Origin of the sequence: Pseudodesulfovibrio sp. (genome assembly GCF_028692895.1) — a bacterium.
In the GTDB taxonomy this organism is placed as follows: Bacteria; Desulfobacterota; Desulfovibrionia; order Desulfovibrionales; family Desulfovibrionaceae; genus Pseudodesulfovibrio.
In genome coordinates, this window is the sequence record NZ_JAQUWN010000018.1 from 31992 (window position 1) to 53558 (window position 21567).

Genomic DNA, 21567 nt, shown 5'->3' on the forward strand with positions numbered 1-21567 from the left:
GCTCAATCCTCCTTGGGCCGCGCCGACGGGAACTCCAGGAAGATGGAGGTGCCCCTGCCCGGCTCGGACTCGGCGAATATCAGGCCATCCATCCGCTGCACCATGCGGCGGGTGATGAACAGCCCCAGGCCGAACCCGCCCTTGCGCGACGAAAAAAACGGCTCGAAAATCTGCGTCAGCTTGTCCCTGAGGATGCCCTTGCCGCTGTCGCGGACCTCGATGCGGACCGTGCCACCGTCCTCCCCCCCGTCCCGGGCGGCCAGGATGCGGATGGGCTGATGGGCCTCGGACGCGGCCAGGGAGTTGAAGACCAGGTTCATCAGGACCTGCTGCAGGGCGCGCTCGTCGCCGCGCAGGTGGATCGGCTCGTCCGGAACCAGCACCTCCACCCGCTGGCGCTTGCTCTGGCTGCCCAGCAGCAGAAGCGCGTCGCGGACAAGTGCGCCGACCTCAAGCACCTCTATGCTCATGGGCCTCGGCGTGGCCGCCTCCAGAAGCCCCTTGGTGATCTCGCCCGCGCGGATGGCGTTGCGCTGGATGGCGAGCAGCCCCTCCTTGACATCCGGGGAGAGCCCCTCCTCGAAGACCAGATCCTCGGCGTTGGCCTGGATGACGCCCAGGGGATTGTTGATCTCGTGGGCCAGGCTGGCCGCCATCTTGCCGATGATGCCCAGCCGCTCGGACTGGATCAGCTCCTCCTCCATGCGGTTGCGCTCGGTGACGTCTCGGGCGAAGAGGCAGGCCAGCAGCTCGGCCCGGTCCGACCCCTGGATGATCCGCCCGGCCACCTCCACCTCCATGGGGCGGGAGGACGCGCCCTGCATGACCAGCTCGTGCTTGTCGCAGCCGTCGTTGAAGACCTTGTCCAGGAAGGCGCTGATCTCGTCCACGTACTCGCGGGTGACGACCTGCTTGAGGTTGCCGCCGACCACCGGGCCCGTGGGCCGGAGGAAGGCGTGAACCCGCTCGTTGGCGTGCAGGATGTCGCCCTGCTCGTTGACCAGGAAAATCATGTCGGGCGAGGACTCGATCAGGTCGCGATAGCGCTGCTCGGTCCGTCGCAGGTCCGTGGTCACCCGCTCCACCCGCCGCTTGAGCGAGACGTTCCAGATGACGATGACGACGAAGATGACGCCCGCCACGCCCGAGGCGATGCCCGCGTACCGGACGAAGGCCCGGATGTCCCCGGAAATGGTCGGCTTGCCGAACCACTTGTCGCGGAGCTGGGCGGCCAGCCCGGTCTCCTGGAGGTGCACGAAGGCCTTGCGGACCCGCTCGGCCAGCTCGGGCCGGTCCCTGGAGACCAGGATGCCCAGGGGGCTTTCGCCCAGGACCACGCCCTTCTTGATGATGTTCGGGATCTGATAGCGCTCGATGAGGTCGTCGGCCACCCGCTCGGAAGGGGCCACGAAGACGTCCATGATCCCCTGGCTGACCATGTTCAGCGCCTCCATGGGCGAGGCCAGCCAGACCACGTCATGGCCCAGTTGGATCTCCGGGCTGTAGGGCGCGGCCGTGATGGCCACCACCTTGCGGCCCGTGAGGTCGCGCAGGCAGGTCACTGAACGGCAGTTCTTGTTGACGTAGAGGTGGTGGCGCAGGCTGATGCCCACCGGGATGAACAGGGCGTTCAGGTCCCTGGCCACCAACTGCGAATCGTGGGCAAGGATGTCCACCGAGCCGTTCAGGAACATGTCCTGCCGCTCGCCCAGGTCGTGCAGGGGCTTGAACTCCATGTCCGCGCCCATGATCTGGCCGAGCATGACCATCTCGTCCACGGAATAGCCGCGCACGCCCTGCTCCCCATTCTTCACCGCCAAAAAGGAGAACGGCGGCGAAATGGCCCGGATGCCGACGCGATAGACCTGGCGGCACTCGCCCCGGCCGACAAGCACGGCCGCGAGGAGCGCCGCGCACAGGAAAAATGTCCGGACCAACCTGCTCATGGCGCGAAGGTATAGCAATCCGGCCCGACGCGCCAGCGCCATGCGGGCCGGACTTCCGGCGCGACGAATTCCCCCGGCGGGCGTAGCGCCGGGGGAATTCGAGGAGAGGGGGTTCGATGACGCTTGCGCGTTCATCAGTTGAGGAGGTTTTGCATGAAATTACTCGACCTTGCCCAGAAGCACCGCCTTGTAGCCCTTGCCGATGTCGTTGCGGGCGTCGGAGTGGATCATGACCACGTCCAGGAACCGCCCGGCAGAGGCCGGGGCCACGGAAAAGCCCAAGGGCGCGGACTGGCCGGGGGCCACGGTCAGGTCGCCGGACCAGTAGGTCGCGCCGGTCTTCTGGGACTTGACGGCCGTGACCTTCAGGGGCGCGTCGCCCGCGTTCCTGACCTGCACGGAGACCGGGTTGGCCTTGCCCGCCGCCAGGACGCCGACGTCCACCTTGCGCGGCTCCACCTCCATGACGCCCATGGGGATCGGGTCCACGTAGCCCAGGATGTGGATGACGTCCTCGGTCTTGCCGTCCGGGCCGGTGAAGACATGGACGGTCTTGTCGAACTTACCGGGATACTTGAAGGTATGGTAGGTGATGACCATGGTGGCCGTCTGGCCGGGGGCCAGTTCGGTCCGGTCCATGCGGGTGGTGGTGCAGGCGCAGCTTGTGGAGACGTTGGCCACCACGGCCCGCTCCCCGGAGACGTTGGTCAGGGTGATGGTCTTCTGCGCGTCCGGCCCTTCCTTCATGTTGCCGAACATGACCTGGGTGTCGCTGATCTTCAGTTGGCCGGCAAAGGCGGCCCCCGCCAGACAGAGCGCCAGGGCGCAGACCGGGACGATGATGCGAAGTTTCATATTCCTTTTCCTCACTTTTCCCCGTGCACGAGCCGGGATTTGACCGTGTAGTCGAAGTTGCGGTCCTGGCCCTCGGTGTGGCAGGTCCGGCAGGCGGCCTCGCCCGGCCTGGCGACGATGTCGGCCGGGTCCTGCGACGCGGCGTGCTTGCGGCCGGGGCCGTGGCAGGCCTCGCACTGCACGTCCTTGAGCTCCGGGGTCAGGTCCATGTCGATGAACCCGCCGTCGGCGTCCATGGCCACCACGTGGCAGCGCACGCAGCCCGGCACGGACTGTTTTTCCTCGCCCTGTTGCTTCAGGTCATCGAAGGCGTTGGCGTGGGGGGTGGTCTTCCATCCCTTGACGACGTCGGCGTGGCACTCCGCGCAGGCGGTGTAGCCCATGTAGTCGCCGAACAGCTCGGCGCGAACCACGGCCGCCGCGAGGGAAACCGCGAAACAGGCCAGGGCGACAATCAGGAGCAGGCGGTTCATGGCGCTCCCCTAGCAGTTACAATCCGAGGCGGGCTCGATGTAGAGGACCTTGTCGAGCTTGCGCAGCAGGGTGTTGTCCACGCCCTCCACGTCCAGCAGCTCGGACATGTCCACGAACTCGCCGTTCTGCTTGCGCAGGGCGATGATCTTCTCGGCCAGCTCGTGGCTGACGCCGTCGATGGCCTCCAGTTGCTGCACCGTGGCCACGTTGAGGTTGAGCTTGCCGTCGTTGCCTCCCGCGAAGGCGGGGGCGGCGGCGATGGCCATGGCCAGCAGCAGGGTAAGGGCGATAATCAGTTTTTTCATGGAAGAACTCCTCAAAGGTTTACCAGCCGAGATACTGGTGGCTGTACATGAAGAACCAGGCCAGGCAGGCAAGGGCCCCGCTGGCCACTCCGGAAAGGGCCTTCCTGGCGGCGGACGCGCCGTCGCGATGGGCCCGGAAAACGCCCATGTAGAGGGCGGCCGTGGTCAGGAGGACCAGCAGGACCGCAAACAGGGGCAGGATGACGTAGTAGATGCCGTGCATGATCTCCTCCTACAGCAGTCCCAGGTACTGGCTGACGGTGACGCAGGCCATGACGGCCAGGGCGAAGAGGATGCCGAGGCAGTCCCGGTCCTGCTCCTCCCGGCCCGTGTTGGCCATGAAGTCGAAGCCGTGTTCGTCGGTGGTGTGCGGATGTCGGCTCATTGTTCCCTCCCCTTAGGCCGGCAGCAGGCCGGTTTTGACGCAGACCAGGATGGCGGCCAGCAGCAGGGCGATGCGGATCAGCCCGGCGATGCAGGTCACCGCGAACCCCTTGAAGCCGTGCCCCGCTATCTCGCGAAACGACAGGGACAGGCCCAGAGCGGCGGCCGCCAGGGAGAAGTCCCACTTGACCATGGCGAAAACGGCGTGGTGCGCGGGCTCCTTGAAGACGTGCAGGCAGGCCAGCACCCACAGGAAGACGAAGACGCCGAGCCAGACCGGGAAGGTCTTGACGCCCCGGGTGGCGAGCACCTCCGGGTCGTTCCGGCGGCGCAGCTTGCGCACGAACATGACGATGAACACGTACAGGAACCCGGCGGGCATGATGACGTGGCGGCCCACATCGAACCAGGTGGCCCAGCGCCCGGCCTCGTAGCCGCCGCCGAAGGCCGCGTAGAGCGCCTGCGAGCCGTTGCCCACGCCGACCACAGAGGCCAGGCCCAGGTACTTGGGCGGGATGCCGACCCACTCCCCGAGCACGGGCAGGAGCTGCATGGCGATGAGGCCGAAGACGATGACGCAGGCCGTGGCGTGCACCACCTGGCCGCCCTTGGCCTTGATGAGCGGCATCAGGATGGCGCAGGCGTGCGGGTCGCCGGTGGCCAGGCCGCCCGCGATGATGGACCCGTGCCGGTCGTCCAGCCGGAGCAGCCGGGACACCCACAGGGTGACCGTGGCCGTCAGGAAGAGGAAGGCGGTGCAGATCAGGATGGGGGCCGCGCCGAGCTTGAAGGCGTGCCCGACCATGAAGTGCGGGGCCAGCATGATGATGCCGAGCGGCATGAGCATGTGGATGTAGGAGAGGCCGCGCTTCCAGCAGTCGGGCACGCCGAACACGTTGCCGAGAATCAGGCCGAGGAGCAGCGGGTTCCAGACGAAGTTGGAGTTCATGATCTGGAAGAACGACTGGTGGTGCAGCGGGCCGATGACCCCGTCCAGCCAGGCGAAGAGGTTCTCCAGGGTGAACGGGTTGGGCACGCCCGCCAGGTTGTTGCTGAAGATGGCGATGAAGAACATCGCCAGCAGGCCGGGGAGGACCTCCCGCAGGCCATAGAGCGAGCTGAACCAGGACTTTCGGTTCAGATCGTAGTTTATTGCCATGCTATTGGTATTCATTGTTTTCCTCGTGATTTCTCTTGACCGTCGGCTAGCGGCGGATGTGGGCCGAGCCGCCGGTGTTCACGGAGCCGCTCAACTTCTCGTGCGGAGCCCTGGAGCCCACGCGCCAGTGGTCCATGAACCCGAGGCGCGGCAGCATGGACAGGCGCAGGAAGCCCTCGATGGTGCCGTTGACGCCCACCAGCACGTCCACGTTGTTGCGCGGACGGAAGGCCAGGTTGTCGGTGCGCTGGAGCTCGTCCTTCTCCCCGGTCTCGATGTGCCAGGCCTGGACCATCTCGCCGTCGAAGCTGTCGATGACGATGCGGAACAGCGGCTCGCCCTGGGCGTTCTTCGGTCCTTCGAAGACCGGGTGTTCCCTGTCGAGGACGATGGGCTCGGGGTTGTCCAGCAGGACCTCGTTGAGCTGGTAGCAGTGGCCGCAGACGTCGGGCCGGACCATGAAACGCGGGTCGAACTCGAACGGGGTGTCGCGCTCCAGCTCCTGGATGCCGGTGTAGAGCCAGAGGTTGGCCTTGCCGTCCTTGAAGGGATGCTTCACGTCCAGCTCGGCCATGACCGCGCCGACCTTGAACTGCATCCTGCGGGCCGTCTCCATGTGCTGGGGCAGCAGCCTGCGCGCCGCGTCGTCCAGGGGACCGACGGTCTTCGAGCCGACCACCGCGCCGGACTTGTCGAGCAGGGCCAGGTTCAGGGTCCCGGCCTGCGGGTCCACCGCGTCGCAGCGCAGGGTGAACGTGCCGAGCCCGGCGCTCTCCCCCGCCCCCAGGGCCAGGGATTTGGGCTTGTTGTAAGTGTAGCTGATGCTCTGGAGCGACGGCGTGCCGAACTCCCTGATCTTCACGTAGTTGGAGCCGATGTACTCGGGCTGGATGTAGGTCGCGCCCTCGGAGAAGAGGTCGGGCATGAAGTAGCGGTCGCCCGCCTCCTTTTCCTTGTCGAACCCCTGGGCCAGGTAGAAGTGCGCGCCCCAGCGGTTGCCGGAGTACTTCATCAGCGAGAGCGAGGCCACGGGCCGGTCGTCCAGGTAGGTTTCGCCGGTGTAGCGCAGCGCCTTGTTGCGCTCGCCGAGCAGCTCGTCCTGCCAGTACATCAGGTTGCCGTCGCCCATGGGCTGGTTCTTCCAGAAGTCCAGGTCGAAGTCCTTGCGCACGAAGGTGCCGGACGAGAAGGTCGTCAGGTAGGCCCGGCGGCCGAGCAGGAAGAAGCTCTCCCCGGCCAGGGTGCGGATGTTGCGGGCGTTGCGCGAGGTGTAGCACAGCCCGGCGGGCGGGATGACGATGCGGCCGTTGCGGTAGTCCACGTAGGACCCGCGGATGACCACGGCCTCGGCCGAGAGCAGCCGCTCGTTGTTGCGGTTGCGCGAGACCTTGCGCATCAGCCCGCCCAGGCGGGGCACGAAGGGCGCGGTGTGGTCCGGCTCATAGAACGAGGCGTCGGAGATGACCTTGGGATAGGAGCTGAACCGGGACTCCTCCACCACGGTGCCGTAGGAGGAATCGGCCAGCCGGGTCAGGAAGGAGCGCTCGATGATCGGCTCCAGCACGGGCGAGGAGCCCAGGAAGAAGTCGATGTCGGCCTTGCCCTCATTGGGCCACATGACCATGTTGTCCGTGCGCATCCCATAGTAGTCGCGCACGTAGATGTTCCGGGCCACGTCGCCGTCCAGGTCCTTGACCACGACCTTGAAGGCCGTGCGGTTCCAGACGTCGGAATACTTGACCGGGCCGGCGTAGGCGTCGTGGTCCTTGTCGAAGGTCACGGGCTCGTTGTTCTCCAGGACCAGACGCTGAAGCATGCCGGTCTTGAGGTTGGGCTCCAGGACCACGTTGTAGCGCTTGTCCAGGGGCCAGGGCTGACCGTTCTTCACGGTGACCAGGTCGCGGTAGACCACGAAGGAGAAGTAGCCCGAGGAATAGCCGTGGGCCTTGCCCGTGGACCAGGGCACGAAGTCCGAGTCCTTGAGGAAGGCGGGGTCCATGACGATCTCCACGCGCATGTCCAGCTCGGGGATGGTCAGGTGGTACTTGTCCAGTTGGTCGGGCCGGGTCTTGTACTCCTGGGCCGTGACCGGCTTGACCAGCTTCTCGGCCAGCACCTGGCCGCCCGTGAAGTTGGTGACCCGGATCAGGAAGCCGTCCGGCCGGCGGAAGGCGTAAATCCGCTTGTTCAGATAGAAGCGGTAGTCCTCCTGCCGGACCTCCAGGATCACGGGCCGCTGCAGGGAGAAGGTCGCCTCGGTGATCTCCGGGAACGCGATGGACGAGAACTCGGCGTCGTCGAACCCGACCTTGCTCGCCACGTAGCGGCTGGCCCCGAAATAATAGGTGTTGTCCAGGTAGAACTTCTCCAACTGCGGGTTCAGCCCCTCTTCGAGATGGATGTCGCGCACCTCCTCGCGCTTCGGGAACTCCGAGGCGATGGGGAACTCCAGCGGGAACCCGCCCGAGGGCGAAATGACCGCGAACTCGGCGTAGGGGACCTCGTAGTGGTCGGTGGAGTAGTCGAACCAGAGCCGGTAGCCGGAGTCGCCGAGCGGCGCGCGGTCGCCCTTGTTCAGGGCCACGTCGCGGTATTCGCGCATGGCGGTCTTCAGGTCCACCAGGCAGGCGTGCTCGCCCAGGACCAGAAACGGGTCGCGCATGAGCGGCCGGGCGTCATGGGAGGTCTCGGAGAGGTAGAACAGGCCGCCCGGCTGTACCGTGGCCGCGCCGTCCTTGATCTCGCTGCCGCGCAGCACGATGGCCTCGGACAGGCTTTTCTTCTGTCCGTACTGATTCTTGTAGGTCTTGTTGCGCAGTCCCGCCAGGTGCGGCAGGAAGGTCATGTCCGCCGACGGCGAAAGGCCGTGCGGATCGGTTGCGGCCCAGCCCGCGCCCGGAAGCGCGAACAGTACGGCCAGTGTGATGGCCAGAAGTCTGAGTGCGTGTTGCATGTTCCTGTTTCCCTAAAAGGTGATTCCAAAATCCACGGGACATCGTGCCCCCAGGGAAACAAGAAGCGTACCAAGCGCGCTGCCTGCGCTTCATTCAAATCTTTTCAATGTGTTATGCGCCACCCCTTCTCGGGCCGCCCACCTCATGTGTGCGCCATGCCGCACAATATCTTTCGTCCCTGTTCAACCCCGCGCACAGTTGCCGGGTTCCGCCAGGGATGGCGGACCGCTCCCCGGACGCGGCCAAGAAAAAGGGGCCACCGGATGAAAATCCGGAGCCCCCTGGGGTGCGTCGGCAAAGCGGAAACGGGCCGAAAATCAGCCGTCCAGCCCGGCCACGTAGTCGATGATGGCCCGCGCAGAGCGTTTGGACAGGCTCACGGCCTCGGCCACGGTCTTGGCCCCGGTGACCACGTCGCCCGAGGCGAACACGCCGGGGCGGGTGGTGCGGCCCTCCTCGTCGGTGATGACCAGGCCGGTCTTGCCCACCTCCAGTCCGGCGAGGTTGCTGCGCGGGGCCTGGCTGACCGCGATGAACACGGAGTCGGCCTCGAACAGGGACTCGGACCCCTCGACGGGCTCCACGCGGGTTCGGCCGTCCTCGCCCACCACGTTTCGCGTGTCCATGACGACCACGCCCTTGTCGGTGATCTCCACGGGCATGGTGTGGAGCCGGAAGCGGACGCCGTCGATCTTGGCGTACTGGTATTCATAACGGGTGGCCGAGATGTCGTCCTCGCCCCGGCGGTACAGGATCGTGACCTCCTGGGCGCCCTTGCGCAGGGCGGTGCGGGCCACGTCCATGGCCACGTTGCCCGCGCCGATGACCGCCACCTTGCGTCCCAGGGAATAGACGCCCGGGTTCTTGAGGTAGTGGATGGCGTAATGGACGTGCCCCAGGGTCTCGCCCCGGAGCTTGAGCGGCCTCGGGTTCCACACGCCCGTGCCGATGAACACGGCCTTGTAGTCGTCGCGGAACAGGTCGTCGATGCCGATGACCGGCCCGATCAGGGTGTTGGGGCGGATCTTGACGCCCAGGCCCAGGAGCTTTTCCTTGAGCTTCTCCAGAATGTCCTTGGGCAGGCGGAAGTCGGGAATGCCGTACTGAAGCACGCCGCCTATGCGCTCCTTGGACTCGAACAGTGTGATGTCGAACCCCTGCCCGGCCAGGAGGAAGGCCACGGTGATTCCGGCGGGGCCCGAGCCGACGATGGCGATGCGCTTGCCGTTGTTCCCGTTGACCGGCCGCTGGGGCTGGACCTGCTCCAGGTAGTAGCGGGAAATGTACTGCTCGATGTCGCTGACCTGGACCGGCGCGCCCTTGCGGCCGAGGACGCAGTGCCCCTCGCAGAAATTCTCGTGCGGGCAGATCAGCGAGCAGACGGCGGTCAGGGGATTGTTCTCGAACAGCATGGCCCCGGCCTTGCGCAGGTCGCCCTCCAGCAGGGCCGCGATGACCTTGTTTGCCGGGGTCGAGACCGGACAGCCCTTGCTGCACAGCGGCTTCTTGCACTGCAGGCAGCGCGACGCCTCTTCCAGGATGTGCTTTCCCATTCCTTTCCTCTCGGTAGCGGTGACTCCCCGCCGTCACGCGGCGGAAGGAGCGGTCCTATCCCACTTGGGCGAAACACGCAAACCTGTGCAAGCCTGCCCGGCCCGCCGATCAGCAAAGGGCTCTGCGCCGGAAAAAATGATCCAGCCGATACCTGTGCAGGAGTTGGCTCATTGAATAATAGTATATGGATTCGGCTTTGAACATTGCCGCGAAATCATGCACATTCGCGTACAGCTCGACCTTGATGCCGGATGTCGCGATTACCGTTGCCGTAAACGCCTTTCCCCTTAGCGCGGAGAGGGACGCGTCGAGCGCCATCCCGCGCTCTATCTTCCCGCCGGGAAGCGGAGCAAAAAAGTCGACCTTTTCACGAATGGAATCCGGCGTCCTGCTGCTGCCGAGCAAAGAGACCCGACCGCCCAACCCCATGAGACGATCCACCAGAAAACCTGTCAAAAGCGTCGGCGCCGTCCCTATCAACAAGCAGTCCCGCACATCAGCGGCATCCCCTCCAACCCAGACAACGGCATGACCGTCCAGCAGGCTCGTCTTGGGGGTGATTCTTTCCAGATTCCTCAATGAAGCATCAAACCTGGCGTTCTCGAAAAGCGTCACGCTCTGCTCCTGTATGGCGGTATTCCGGGAATCGACATCCCGAGCTACATTTTCCGCCTTATTGAACGCTTCCAACGCCTCATCATACTGCCCGTTCTTCCTGAAATAGACTCCCCGCGACTGCAACAGGCTGAAGCTCCTGGCTTTCGCCCGCAAAAACACCGCTTCCGCCTCCTCAAACCGATTCGCATCAATCAGAAACGAATAAATCCGCTCGAACAAAAAGTCGGCATCCCCTTCGCCGACCTTGCCGATGACGTCTCTCAAGGCCTCGCAACAGGCGTCCCAGTTGTAATATTGAAGAATGCCGCATGTGGCCCCAGCCAGGTCAATGACCCTGAAAGAACTGCACCTCGTCGCGATTTCATATACACGAAAGGCTTCTTCAGCCATCCCGGAATTGACAAGCAGCCTCGCCAACGTACACGTCGCCTTGAATTCAGTGAAATCCTTCAACGGGATAAACTTGTCATAAGGCTCCCTGGCCACCTCACGGCCCGCGGCAGGCCTTGAAGAAACGATCTCCTTCACCACGTCATCCCATATGGCGCCCGGCAAGTGCTCTACATCAACGACCTTTCTTCCATCGACATAGATGGTCTCATACGACTCACTGTCCCGACCGGGACAGGCGGGAATGAAATCGTCCAGAAAGACAAATCTCAATCCGTCAAAACGGCTATTATTCAGGACCTTGCGATTGAATTCCTCAACATGGTCAGCCCAATCGTCAAACCAACACGTGCACAATCCGTCCTGAAACCATTTCCCGGACGCCCTGACAACAACCGTGAGCCGGGAAGAGGGGTACGCCGATTTCAACTGGTCGATCAAATTGACATACGAGTCCACATACCCCATCGGCGGTTCATATTGGTCGCACTCGATGCCAAGCTTTGAAACATTGAAATTACTCCCGAGATACGCATCGCCGATCTTATGTATTACCCGCTTGTGAGGAATTGTTATGACAATGTTTTTGTAATCGTGTTTTATCAGATCGCCCAACGACGGAATAGGCAAGACTATTCCAGACTTCATATAAATCCGATACAACGTTTCGCCAAAAGCCTCGATCAAACATTCACGCTGAATGTCGATGCCAGCATTCGGGAAAAAACCAGGGTAGGAAAGAATGTAATTCTTAACTGAATGGCGTCCCGTCAATCTAGTGGCTATTCGGCTAGACTGGCAGTTACCTAAGACCAGATAATCGTATAGCATGGCTCTTCCTTTACGCGCGGCTTGGAACTATTGACGATAGCTACACGCTGCCGCGGAAGATGACAACAACCGGCGAATCGAAAAGTCAACCCCCCATGGCCGCCCGGCAACCGCGGCCTCCGCACTCCCCGCGAACCACCATGGCCCTGCGCGCCGTCCGCACCGACGGGCGACCGGCAAACGGGCGTAACATCGCCACGGGATGGCCGTATTCCACGCCAAGCCTATCGGAAACGCCGAGGCATGTTGTTCGGAAAGCGCGCCAGGTCGCCGCGTTCGCGGTGTCGGCGAAGAAGCGGGCTGACGGCGGACACGGACGGCGCGGTCCACCTCCCGGCCTTGCGGGCCGGGCTCCGGCAGAAGGCCGCAGGCACGAAGGGGAAGGCCGCCCCCCCCAAGGCCTGGCGAGATGACGGGCGGCGGGCGTTAGGCGGAGGGCCGGGACCGGCCCTCCGGATCAGGAGCCGACAAGCTGGCCGGCAATGTCATCGATATCCAACGTGAAGGTGCGGGCCGGAGCTTCGAACAATCGGGAGGCCTCGACCGCGGCCGCGGGGATATCCTCAAGCAGCTTCCGGGACAAGCCCCTGTCCAGGCGAACGGTGGGCACCGAGCAGCTTATGGTCGCCAGAATGCGCCCGGAATCGTCGAACACCGGCGCGGCGACACAGCGGATGCCCTTGAACAACTCCTCGAAATCCAATCCGATTCCACGCACCCTGGCGACTTCCAGCTCCCTGTAGAGCCAGTTGATCTTGTCGCTGTCCACTCCCGCATCGGTCCGCCGCAGCTCCTTGATGAAGCTGCGCAGGTCCTCCTCGGGCAAAAAGGCCAGAAAGGCCTTGCCTGAAGCCGACAGGTAGGCCGGGAAAGACGTTCCCACAATCGAATCCATTTGCAGGGCGTGGTAGGATGTCTTCTGGTGGATCACCACCATGTCCACGCCGGAGAGCACGCTCAGGTTGACGGTCTCGTTGACCCTGTCGCGCAAGTGCAGCATGACGGGCCGCACCATGGACACGATGTCGTTCCGCGACGTGATCTGCTTTCCCAGCTTGTAGAACTTCAGCGTCAGGGCGTAGGCCCCGCCTCGTTCGACCTGGCGCACATAGCCGAGATCCTCGTACGTTCTCAGAATTCGCTGCAGCGTGCCCTTGGGCATGGAGCAGACCGCGCTGAGGTCCTTCAGCTCCCATTTGCTCTTTGTGGCCATGGTTTCGGCAACGAAAAGCGCCTTTTCCAGGGAACGCACCATGTAATACTTGTCGTCTGTTGCCATCGTCTCCTCAGAGGCTCTTTATCCGGCGAATTTGCAGGGCAGGGAATTCAAATGCCCTTCGGTTGAGAGAAGGGCATTTGAATATTAGCCGTTACCGGACTCACTGTCCAGCCAATTCGGTTTCTTTAATAAATATATTCCATCTTTTACAAGCGATACGCACATGCCGAACGTGAACAGCATCATGGGGAACCCGGCAAGGGAGATGAGCCCCCGGACGGGCTCGATCCCGCCCGCTATGCACAGGACATACGCCACGAGCCCGACGATGACTCCCCAGAGCACCTTGAGCCGCTTGGGAGGCTCCTCGTCCGCGCGGACGCCCTTGGTCGAAATGATCGCCAGCGTCGCCACGAGGGAGTCGGTCATCGTGGCGAAGGAAAACACGATGGTGACGACGAACAATCCCATCAGCATCTTGCTGTACGGGAACTGCGAGAGGATGATGTAGACCATGGACTCCATGCCGAACTTGTGGATTCCGGACCAAACGTCGACCAGGCCGCTCCACTGAAAGAACACGGCGGTCCCGCCGAAGGTGGATATCCAGAAATGGCAAAACACGGTCGGCGGGATGACGTTGATAAGGATGAACTGGCGAATGGTCCTTCCCTTGCCCATGCGCGCCAGGAAGTGGCCGAGCAGCGGGGCGAAGATGAAAAAGATCTCCATGTAGGGGACGAGCCACTGCATGGGCCAGATGTCATTCCCCTGCATGGTGTTCAGCAGCGTGCTGTTCCGGAAGAAGTTGTTGGCGAAATAGCCGAACGACTCGACCCCGATGCCGAGGATGAACAGCGTCGGCCCGACGAAAAGGACGATGGCCATGAAAAAGAAAAAGGCCCGCGTGGTCCCGGTGGAAAGATAGCACATGCCCCGCCTCAACCCCGAATACGAGGAAAGCACGTAAATCGGGATGATGACGGCCGCCGCGACGCCCCAGGTCACCGGGCCCGGCGTGTAGTCGAAGATCCTGCCCGTGCCGCTCCCTATCTGCATGAGCCCCGCGCCCATGCTGGTGGCGACGGCGCAGCACAACGAGAAGAGGCAAATGGCGTGAACCATCGGCGTCAGGATCGGACGCAGCCTTTTCGGAAAGAGCGCATACATGCCGGCCGCCACGGACAGGGGATAGTGCCTGTTGTAGCTGACCAGGGCGATGGCCACGCCGCAGACCGAATAGAAACAGTACTGGGCGATGGTCCAGTGCAGCGTGGTCTGGGCGATGGCGAAAACGCCCGCGTCTTTCGTTCCGGGTTCGATATGCAGGCTGAGCGGTGGCTGCATCATATGATAGATGGGCTCGCCCATGGCCCAGAACAGAATGCCGATGCCGATGCAGCCGCAAAGGGACAACGCGAACCACTGCCAAAAAGAGAACTCCGGCTTGGCGTCCTTGCCGCCCAGCCGGATGTTGCCGATGGGCGAAAAGGCCAGCCCTGCGGTGAACATGACGATGATGATCCCCAGGGAGACCTCCAGCCATCCGAAATTCACATGGATCCATGACATGGCGCACGCCAGCAGATCGGCAAGCCGCTGATGGTAGATCAATCCCAGGGCTATGCCGCCGAGCAGCAGGACAAAACCGGGCCAAAACGTATAGTGATTCAACGACCTTCTGTCGTCATCCGTTTTCCCATCTGGCATAGGAGCCTCCTATTTCCCTGTAAAACGCCGCTCGGGTCGTGGACCTGACGTCTTTACACGATGCGATATACGCCTCACAAGGCTATGGTGATTCGATTTTCATGAAACGTTGTACCACTTTGTGGTAGGCCTACCGCATGAATCGAATGTTGTCAATCCGTGACCCGCAAAAGATTCGTCAAAAAACATTCGCGAACTATTTGCAGCAAAATAACAAGATTTTCAGATGATTGTATGCCAAAATTCATTTTTGACAACTTTTTCTTCGAAATGGGTTGACGCAGCCCCTAGCCCCGGTTATTTTGATTTTACAAAACACTGTACCGCATTCCGGAACGTAAACCCATCGCTTCTAAACGTTTCGCTGCAATAGTGGTACGCCGTACCGGATTACGGTTTTTAGATTGAGGCAAACACTGAAGCAAACCGCAACAAATTTCATTGAGGTGCATATGGCCCAAGAAACTTTGTTCTTGAAAAACACGGAGGCCTTCGCCGAGAGCCTGGCCCGGTGTGGAGTGAAATACCACTTCGCGTACCCGATCACCCCGGCGACGGACGTGATGAAGCGCATGGCGGTCATCCTGCCCGCCTATGGCGGGGAAATGATGCAGATGGAAAGCGAGCTGGCCGTGTCCAGCGCCCTTGCGGGCGCCGCGTGCACCGGCAAGCTGGTGGCCACCTCCAGCTCCGGCCCCGGACTGACCCTCATGCATGAGGCCATCGGCTTCATGTGCGCGGCCGAACTGCCCTGTCTCCTGGTCGACTCCATGCGCGTCGGCCCCGGCGACGGCGACATCCTCGGCGCCCAGAGCGATTATTACGTCGCCACGCGCGGCGGCGCCCACGGCGACTATCACACCATCGTTCTCGCCCCCTCCTCCGGGCAGGAGATCGCGGACATCGTCCCCACCGGCATCAAGCTGGCGTACACCTACAGAACGCCGGTCCTCTTCGTGATCGACGGCGTGAGCGCCCAGACAACGGAATCCACCACCCTGCCGGCCTACCACGACTACTCCGCCGAGTTCGACACCGCCGGCTGGGCCTTCACCGGAACGCAGGACCACCCCAAGCGGGCGCTCATCACCGGCAGCTACTCCCACCAGGACGGCTATGACCTCAACGAGAAGCTGCGCGCCAAGTACGCGACCATCCGCGAAAAGGAACAGTTGTGGGAACAGGAACAGACCGAGGACGCCGAGATCGTGGTCGTCGCCTTCGGCATCCACGGCCGCATGTGCCGGGACCTGGTCGCCAAGATGCGGGCCGAGGGCAAGAAGGTTGGCTTCATCCGGCCCATCTCCCTGTGGCCGTTCCCCGAACTCGCCTTCGCCGGGCTTCCGGACTCGGTGAAAAACATCCTCGTTGTCGAGATGAACCACGGCCAGATGGTCGACGACGTCCGGCTCGCCGTGAATGGACGGATTCCCGTCCACTTCCTCGGCAAGACCGGCGGCGACATGCCCATGAACACCCTGGCTGAGATGATTGCCGAAGCAAACCGGATCCTGGGGGAGTAATCACATGGAAAATCTGAGCGCCAAATACGGAAAAACGCTGAACCTCGACAAGCTGACCAGCTACTGCCCGGGCTGCGGCCACGGCATCGTGACCCGCCTGGTCGCCGAAGCCATCGAGAGCCTGGGCATCATGAGCCGGACCATCTCCATCGTCGGCATCGGCTGCGGCGGCTTCTCGCACCACTACATGGACATCGACGCCATCGAGGCCACTCACGGCCGGTCTCCGTCCTTCGCCATCGGCTACAAGCTGGCCCGGCCCGACAACATCGTCTTCACCTACGCGGGCGACGGCGACACCTGCGCCATCGGCCTCGGCGACTTGATGCACGCGGCAAACAAGGGCATGCCCATCACCACCATCATGGTCAACAACACGGTGTTCGGCATGACCGGCGGACAGATGTCCCCCACCACCCTGGAGGGACAGGTCACGACCACCACGACCAAGGGGCGCGCGGTCCCTCACCAGGGCTACCCCCTCCTGGTGCCCGAAATGATGCGCGCCATGCCGGGCGTGAAGTACCTGGCCCGGGAGTCCGTGGCCACCCCCAAGGATGTCCGCAAGGCCAAGAAGAGCATCCGCAAGGCGTTCGAATGCCAGGTCAAGGGCCTCGGCTACGCCTTCGTGGAGGTCATCGTCCCCTGCCCCACCGGCCTCAAGATGAACGTCAAGGACTCCTATGCGCGGTGCGGCAATGAAATGACGGACTATTTCAAACCTCAGGTCTTCAAAGACGAAACGGAGCAGAGCGATGTTGCATAAGTGCATGTTTTCGGGGTCGGGCGGCCAGGGGTCCGCGCTCATGGCGAAGATGGTCTGCCTGGGAGCGATCAAGGAGAACCTGAAGGTCGTCATGACCCAGACCTACGGCATCGAACAGCGCGGCGGCGACTCCACGGCCTACGTGATCGTATCCGACGAACCCATCGGCAGCCCCATCGTGGAGAACGACGCCGACATCGCGGTGGCGCTCAGCCAGTCCATCTACGGCAACTGCTTTGCCGGGGTGGTTCCCGACGGCATGCTCTTCACCAACAGCTCGATGGTCGACAACCCGAAGGAAAGCGACGCGTTCAAGCAGGTCTTCCTCCCGGTTTCCGACACCGCCGTCCAGCTCGGCACCGTCCGTTGCGCCAACATGGTGATGCTCGGCGCGGTGCTGGCCGGAACCGGCCTGCTCAAGCTGGAGACCGTCGAAGAGGTCGTGCGGGAAACCATCGGAAACAAGAAGCCTCAACTGGTGGAGCTGAACATCGAGGCTTTGCGCAGCGGATATTCCGCCATGAAGAAGGAGTCGTAGAATGAGTGAGAAACATCATGTCATCGACGCCCGCCGCTGCAAGGCCTGCGGGCTTTGCGTGAGCAACTGCCCCAAGGCGGTTCTTGCCCTCGGCGCCGCGATCAATGCGCAGGGGTACAACTACGTCGTCCAGGAACACCCCGAGAACTGCGTGCTTTGCGACATTTGCGGCACCATCTGCCCCGACATGGCCATCGGTGTCGTCGTAGACCAATAAACGCCCAAGGCGCCCGCACCTCGCGGGCGCCATTCAAGGAGTATATTCATGAGTGATCTTGTTCCCCTGTTTCAGCCAAGGAGCGTCGCGCTGATCGGCGCTTCCTCAAACTCGAAGAAATACGGGTATTGGACGGCGAAAAGCCTTATCGAGAACGGTTTTGAGGGCGATATCCACCTCGTTTCCCGCACCGGCGGGGAAATCTTCGGACGCCCGACCTATCCCGACATCCTCGCCGTCCCCGGCGAGGTGGACCTGGCCATCATCGCCATCGCGCCCAAGCACATCCTGCCCATCATGGAGCAATGCGTCGAAAAGGGCGTCAAATGCGCCATCGTCGTCTCCACCGGGTTCGGCGAGACCGGCCCGGAGGGCAAGGAGCTCGAACGCAAGATGCTGGAGATAGCCCGCAAGGGAAACATGCGGGTCCAGGGCCCGAACTGCATGGGCACCTACAGCTCGGCCAAGAGCATGAACGCGAGCATCATCGACCTGGCCCCCGGCCCCATGAGCCTGGTCCTCCAGAGCGGCAACTTCGGCATCGACATCAACTTCAACGCCAAGTCGCGCGGCCTCGGCTATAGCTGCTGGGCCACCATCGGCAACCAGATGGACATGCGCTTCCACGACTTCGTGGAGTACATCGAGGAGGACGAAAACACCAAGGTGCTCCTCCTCTACATGGAAGGCCTGCGGGTCGAAAGCGAGGAAGACGGACGGAAATTCCTGGAAGCTGCCAAGAAGACGGCCGCCAGGGTGCCCATCGCCGCCATCAAGATCGGCCGCAGCGCCGCGGGCGCCCGCGCCGCCGCTTCGCATACCGGCTCCCTCGCCGGCAGTGAAAAGATATTCGACGCGGCCCTCCGCCAGGCGGGCATCATCCGGGTGGACAGCCCCGGCCAGCTCCTGGACGCCGCCGAGGCCTTCTCCAAGTGCAAGCCCGCCAGGGGCAAGCGCATCGCCATCCTGACCGACGGCGGCGGGCACGGCGTCATGGCCACGGATTTCGCCGAAAAATACGGGCTCGAAGCGCCGGTCCTCTCGGAAGCCACCCAGGCCAAGCTGCGGGAAATCCTCATGCCCCACTGCCCGATCAAGAACCCCGTGGACCTGGCCGGCACGCCCGAGGCGGACATGTGGGTTTTCGACCGCTGCCTGGACGTCCTCATGAAGGACCCGGACGTTGACGGCATCGTCATCGTGGGTCTCTACGGCGGATACGCCGACCTCTCCGAGGAGTTCCGGGTCCTGGAGATGGACGTGGCCAAGAGCATGGTGGATAAGATCACCGCGGGCGACAAGCCGGTGGTCATGCACTCCATCTACCAGCCGCAGCATCCGGAATGCCTCGACTATATCAGCGAGCACAGCATTCCCGTGTTCGGCGACGTGGACACGGCCGTCAGGACCATGGGCGTCCTCTCCACCTACAGCGACCTGAAAAAGGCCCTCAAGGAAGAGTCCGGCAACGAGCTGCCGAACATGCCCGCCGACCGCCGGGAAATGGCCGCCGCCATCCTCAGGACCGTCCGGGAGTCCGGCCGCACCAACCTCGTGGAGACCGAAGCCCGCAGCGTCCTCCGCTGCTACGGGCTCGACATCGCGGACGACTACCTGGCCACCACGGCGGATGAGGCCGCGGCCTTCTACGCCAAGATCGGCGGCAAGGTCGTCATGAAGATCGTTTCGCCCGACATCCTGCACAAGACGGATGCCGGCGGCGTCGCGCTGAACATCGATTCCGAGGCCAAGGCGCGGGACACCTTCACGCAGTTGGTGAAAAACGGGCGCACCTACAAGGCCGACGCCGACATCTTCGGCGTCATGCTGACCCCCATGCTCCCCGGCGGGGTCGAGTGCATCATCGGCTCGAGCCACGACAACACCTTCGGGCCGACCGTCATGTTCGGCCTGGGCGGCATCTTCGTGGAAATACTCAAGGACGTCGCCTTCCGGGTGGCCCCGGTCAACATGCCCGCCTGCCGGAGCATGATCCGGGAGATCAAGGGACTGGGCATGCTCCAGGGCGCTCGCGGGAGCAAGGCGTGCGACCTGGAGGCCCTGGCCGAGGCGGCCTGCATCATCTCCCACCTCGTGTCGGAGCTGCGCGAGATCGCGGAAGTCGATCTCAACCCGGTCTTTGCGTTGGAAAAGGGTCTGTCCATCGCCGACGCAAGAATCATTTTACACGGGTAACAAACACCATATAAACTTTATATTCAAAGGGTCGGACCATGAAAGACGTAAAGCGTTTTCCCACAACGACAGGGCAGAGCTGGCTGGAAATGTCCGGGTACAAGTCCCACCAGTTCAAGGACCACTCCGAGCTGCGCGACGAGTACGACTACATCGTCATCGGCGCAGGCTACGGCGGACAGGGGGCGGCCAGGCACCTGTCCGAGCTCCATCCCGATGCGAAGATCGCCGTGTTCGAGGCCATCAAGATCGGCGACAATGACAGCGGCAAGAACGCCGGCTTCATCATCGACGTGCCCCACGACTTCGGCGACCAGGGAGCCTCCTCCTTCGAGGAGAACCAGAAATACTTCCAGCTCAACACCTTCATCATCAAGTGGATGGAGGACACGATCAAGGAAAAGGGCATCGAGGACGTGGACTGGGACCACTGCGGCAAGTACCTGTGCTGCTCCGAGACCAAGAGCTTCAAGCTCATCGACCACGAGATCGAAGAGCTCAAGCGCATGAACTGCAACTACGAGGTGGTCGAGGGCGACGAGCTCTACCGGCGCACCGGCACGCGGTACTACAAGAAGGCCCTCTACACGTCCGGCACCGTGCTCATCAACCCCGCGGACGTGCTGCGCGGGCTCTTCAGCGTCATGCCGGAAAACGTCGACGTCTTCGAGGAATGCCCGGTCATGCGCATCGACGAGGGCAGCCCGAGCAGCATCGTCCTCAGAAGCGGCAAGCGGGTCAAGGGCAAGTTCGTCCTGGTGACCGGCGGCCCGTTCATCCCCGAGTTCGGCATCGGCAAGAAGGTCTTCTGCCCCGTCCTCTCCTACGGCGCGTTCACCCGCCGGTTCACGGACGAGGAAATGCGGCATCTGGCCGGGGTCAAGCCCTGGGGCTGCACGGCCGGGCATCCGGCCGGGACGACCGTCCGCTTCACCCGCGACAATCGCGTCTTCGTGCGCAACGGCTTCTCCTTCGCCACCCACCTCACGACCTCGCACCAGCGCATCCAGCGGGCCATCCCCAAGCTGCGGAAGGCCTACGAGAACCGCTTCCCGGAGCTCAAGCACGTCAACTTCGAGTTCGTGTACGGCGGCATGATCAACATGACCATGAACTACCGCCCCCTGATGATGCAGCAGCATCCCACCGTGTTCGCCTCGGCCAGCGGCGAGGGGGCGGGCGTCGCCAAGACCAGCCTCCTCGGCTACTACCTGGCGGAATGGGTCAGCGGCATCAGCAGCCAGAACCTCGACTTCCTCAGAAGAATATCCACGCCCAAACGGCTGCCCCCCGAACCCTTCCTGACCATGGGGGCCAAGGCCCGGCTCATGTTCGAAGAGTTCAACGCCAAGACGGAAATCTAACACCACCCTAGCCCACTCCTGCAATATGGAAAGGATGCCGTGAAGCCCCTCCGGCATCCTTTCCGCAGGAGTCAAACGCCCAAAGGAGTTTGACATGGAGTTCATCAATTCGCCCGAATGTTCTGAAGTCATAGGCCCTTACAGCCATTGCGTGAAGGCCGGCAACACCTACTACATCTGCGGCCAGGTGCCCTTCCACCCCATTTCTGGCCAGGTCGTGGGCACCACGATCAAGGAACAGGCCTTCCAGACCCTGTTCAACCTGAAGCTGGTTCTGGACGCCGCGGGCCTCGATATCACCGACATCGCCAAGACCACCGTTTTCCTGACCAGCATGGATGATTTCAACGACTTCAACGAGGTCTACGCCGAGTTCATGGGGGACCACCGCCCGGCGCGTCTCTGCCTCGGGGCCAGCGAGATCGCCCACGGCTGCCTGCTGGAAATGGATGCGGTCGCCTACAAGGAATAGATGCCAAACGCGTTGTGGCCTTTCAACCTTTCAACAAACTACTGCCCTTACTGTGAGGTGTACGATGGTGCCTAATGGACAGAGAGGTGTTA

At 62.7% G+C, this 21567-nt stretch carries 19 protein-coding genes; 7 read left to right on the top strand and 12 right to left on the bottom strand.

The genetic code is table 11. The annotated features are described in order from the left end of the window. Positions 1 to 2 precede the first annotated feature (2 nt). From PHP91_RS06465 to PHP91_RS06520, 12 genes are all read right to left on the bottom strand, one after another. Positions 3 to 1946 (bottom strand): ATP-binding protein, encoded by a 1944-nt coding sequence (locus PHP91_RS06465; protein ID WP_300138605.1) that lies wholly within the window; start codon positions 1944 to 1946, stop codon positions 3 to 5. 159 nt (positions 1947 to 2105) lie between these two features. Then, positions 2106 to 2801, bottom strand: coding sequence for a DUF1573 domain-containing protein (locus PHP91_RS06470; protein ID WP_300138608.1), 696 nt, complete (start codon positions 2799 to 2801; stop codon positions 2106 to 2108). Positions 2802 to 2812: 11 nt separating this feature from the next. Beyond that, positions 2813 to 3274, bottom strand: a complete 462-nt coding sequence (locus PHP91_RS06475; protein ID WP_300138611.1) for a cytochrome c family protein — start codon at positions 3272 to 3274, stop codon at positions 2813 to 2815. A gap of 9 nt (positions 3275 to 3283) precedes the next feature. Next, the gene (locus PHP91_RS06480) at positions 3284 to 3580 is read right to left on the bottom strand and encodes a helix-hairpin-helix domain-containing protein (protein ID WP_300138614.1); all 297 of its coding nucleotides are present in this window, start codon (positions 3578 to 3580) and stop codon (positions 3284 to 3286) included. A gap of 19 nt (positions 3581 to 3599) precedes the next feature. After that, entirely contained in the window at positions 3600 to 3803 is a 204-nt protein-coding gene (locus PHP91_RS06485) for a hypothetical protein (protein WP_300138617.1), read from the bottom strand. A 9-nt stretch (positions 3804 to 3812) separates the two neighbouring features. Further along, positions 3813 to 3965: a hypothetical protein gene (locus PHP91_RS06490; RefSeq protein ID WP_300138620.1), complete on the bottom strand. Its 153-nt coding sequence runs from the start codon at positions 3963 to 3965 to the stop codon at positions 3813 to 3815. Positions 3966 to 3977: 12 nt separating this feature from the next. Beyond that, positions 3978 to 5138, bottom strand: coding sequence for a putative sulfate exporter family transporter (locus tag PHP91_RS06495; protein ID WP_300138623.1), 1161 nt, complete (start codon positions 5136 to 5138; stop codon positions 3978 to 3980). 31 nt (positions 5139 to 5169) lie between these two features. Beyond that, on the bottom strand, positions 5170 to 8076 hold the full coding sequence (locus tag PHP91_RS06500) for a hypothetical protein (protein WP_300138626.1): 2907 nt from the start codon (positions 8074 to 8076) through the stop codon (positions 5170 to 5172). A 318-nt stretch (positions 8077 to 8394) separates the two neighbouring features. Then, the gene (locus tag PHP91_RS06505) at positions 8395 to 9630 is read right to left on the bottom strand and encodes an NAD(P)-dependent oxidoreductase (protein ID WP_300138627.1); all 1236 of its coding nucleotides are present in this window, start codon (positions 9628 to 9630) and stop codon (positions 8395 to 8397) included. Between the two features lie 109 nt (positions 9631 to 9739). Continuing rightward, on the bottom strand, positions 9740 to 11470 hold the full coding sequence (locus tag PHP91_RS06510; protein ID WP_300138630.1) for a tetratricopeptide repeat protein: 1731 nt from the start codon (positions 11468 to 11470) through the stop codon (positions 9740 to 9742). 457 nt (positions 11471 to 11927) lie between these two features. Further along, positions 11928 to 12749 (bottom strand): IclR family transcriptional regulator, encoded by an 822-nt coding sequence (locus PHP91_RS06515; RefSeq protein WP_300138633.1) that lies wholly within the window; start codon positions 12747 to 12749, stop codon positions 11928 to 11930. Positions 12750 to 12833: 84 nt separating this feature from the next. Continuing rightward, a complete protein-coding gene (locus PHP91_RS06520; protein ID WP_300138635.1) occupies positions 12834 to 14399 on the bottom strand; it encodes a BCCT family transporter in 1566 nt (521 codons plus the stop codon). A gap of 473 nt (positions 14400 to 14872) precedes the next feature. Here PHP91_RS06520 and PHP91_RS06525 point away from each other — a divergent pair, with 473 nt between their 5' ends. From PHP91_RS06525 to PHP91_RS06555, 7 genes are all read left to right on the top strand, one after another. Further along, on the top strand, positions 14873 to 15922 hold the full coding sequence (locus PHP91_RS06525) for a pyruvate ferredoxin oxidoreductase (RefSeq protein ID WP_300138638.1): 1050 nt from the start codon (positions 14873 to 14875) through the stop codon (positions 15920 to 15922). A gap of 4 nt (positions 15923 to 15926) precedes the next feature. Then, on the top strand, positions 15927 to 16688 hold the full coding sequence (locus PHP91_RS06530) for a thiamine pyrophosphate-dependent enzyme (protein WP_300138641.1): 762 nt from the start codon (positions 15927 to 15929) through the stop codon (positions 16686 to 16688). After that, positions 16678 to 17226 (top strand): 2-oxoacid:acceptor oxidoreductase family protein, encoded by a 549-nt coding sequence (locus PHP91_RS06535; RefSeq protein ID WP_300138644.1) that lies wholly within the window; start codon positions 16678 to 16680, stop codon positions 17224 to 17226. Before PHP91_RS06530 ends, PHP91_RS06535 begins: the two co-directional genes overlap by 11 nt. 1 nt (position 17227) lies before the next feature. After that, positions 17228 to 17443, top strand: coding sequence for a 4Fe-4S binding protein (locus PHP91_RS06540; RefSeq protein ID WP_300138646.1), 216 nt, complete (start codon positions 17228 to 17230; stop codon positions 17441 to 17443). A gap of 48 nt (positions 17444 to 17491) precedes the next feature. Then, a complete protein-coding gene (locus PHP91_RS06545; protein ID WP_300138650.1) occupies positions 17492 to 19639 on the top strand; it encodes an acetate--CoA ligase family protein in 2148 nt (715 codons plus the stop codon). Positions 19640 to 19677: 38 nt separating this feature from the next. Beyond that, on the top strand, positions 19678 to 21003 hold the full coding sequence (locus PHP91_RS06550; RefSeq protein ID WP_300138653.1) for an FAD-binding oxidoreductase: 1326 nt from the start codon (positions 19678 to 19680) through the stop codon (positions 21001 to 21003). Between the two features lie 94 nt (positions 21004 to 21097). Further along, complete coding sequence (locus tag PHP91_RS06555) at positions 21098 to 21475, top strand: Rid family detoxifying hydrolase (protein ID WP_300138656.1); 378 nt, start codon at positions 21098 to 21100, stop codon at positions 21473 to 21475. Positions 21476 to 21567: the final 92 nt, after the last annotated feature.

What these genes read in the sequence shown, in the direction of transcription:
- PHP91_RS06470 (WP_300138608.1), bottom strand. Translation starts at nt 2,801, where the DNA reads ATGAAACTTCGCATCATCGTCCCGGTCTGCGCCCTGGCGCTCTGTCTG.
- PHP91_RS06505 (WP_300138627.1), bottom strand. Translation starts at nt 9,630, where the DNA reads ATGGGAAAGCACATCCTGGAAGAGGCGTCGCGCTGCCTGCAGTGCAAG.
- PHP91_RS06550 (WP_300138653.1), top strand. Translation starts at nt 19,678, where the DNA reads ATGAAAGACGTAAAGCGTTTTCCCACAACGACAGGGCAGAGCTGGCTG.
- PHP91_RS06495 (WP_300138623.1), bottom strand. Translation starts at nt 5,138, where the DNA reads ATGAATACCAATAGCATGGCAATAAACTACGATCTGAACCGAAAGTCC.
- PHP91_RS06555 (WP_300138656.1), top strand. Translation starts at nt 21,098, where the DNA reads ATGGAGTTCATCAATTCGCCCGAATGTTCTGAAGTCATAGGCCCTTAC.
- PHP91_RS06520 (WP_300138635.1), bottom strand. Translation starts at nt 14,399, where the DNA reads ATGCCAGATGGGAAAACGGATGACGACAGAAGGTCGTTGAATCACTAT.
- PHP91_RS06490 (WP_300138620.1), bottom strand. Translation starts at nt 3,965, where the DNA reads ATGAGCCGACATCCGCACACCACCGACGAACACGGCTTCGACTTCATG.
- PHP91_RS06515 (WP_300138633.1), bottom strand. Translation starts at nt 12,749, where the DNA reads ATGGCAACAGACGACAAGTATTACATGGTGCGTTCCCTGGAAAAGGCG.
- PHP91_RS06480 (WP_300138614.1), bottom strand. Translation starts at nt 3,580, where the DNA reads ATGAAAAAACTGATTATCGCCCTTACCCTGCTGCTGGCCATGGCCATC.
- PHP91_RS06545 (WP_300138650.1), top strand. Translation starts at nt 17,492, where the DNA reads ATGAGTGATCTTGTTCCCCTGTTTCAGCCAAGGAGCGTCGCGCTGATC.
- PHP91_RS06530 (WP_300138641.1), top strand. Translation starts at nt 15,927, where the DNA reads ATGGAAAATCTGAGCGCCAAATACGGAAAAACGCTGAACCTCGACAAG.
- PHP91_RS06475 (WP_300138611.1), bottom strand. Translation starts at nt 3,274, where the DNA reads ATGAACCGCCTGCTCCTGATTGTCGCCCTGGCCTGTTTCGCGGTTTCC.
- PHP91_RS06485 (WP_300138617.1), bottom strand. Translation starts at nt 3,803, where the DNA reads ATGCACGGCATCTACTACGTCATCCTGCCCCTGTTTGCGGTCCTGCTG.
- PHP91_RS06465 (WP_300138605.1), bottom strand. Translation starts at nt 1,946, where the DNA reads ATGAGCAGGTTGGTCCGGACATTTTTCCTGTGCGCGGCGCTCCTCGCG.
- PHP91_RS06510 (WP_300138630.1), bottom strand. Translation starts at nt 11,470, where the DNA reads ATGCTATACGATTATCTGGTCTTAGGTAACTGCCAGTCTAGCCGAATA.
- PHP91_RS06540 (WP_300138646.1), top strand. Translation starts at nt 17,228, where the DNA reads ATGAGTGAGAAACATCATGTCATCGACGCCCGCCGCTGCAAGGCCTGC.
- PHP91_RS06500 (WP_300138626.1), bottom strand. Translation starts at nt 8,076, where the DNA reads ATGCAACACGCACTCAGACTTCTGGCCATCACACTGGCCGTACTGTTC.
- PHP91_RS06535 (WP_300138644.1), top strand. Translation starts at nt 16,678, where the DNA reads ATGTTGCATAAGTGCATGTTTTCGGGGTCGGGCGGCCAGGGGTCCGCG.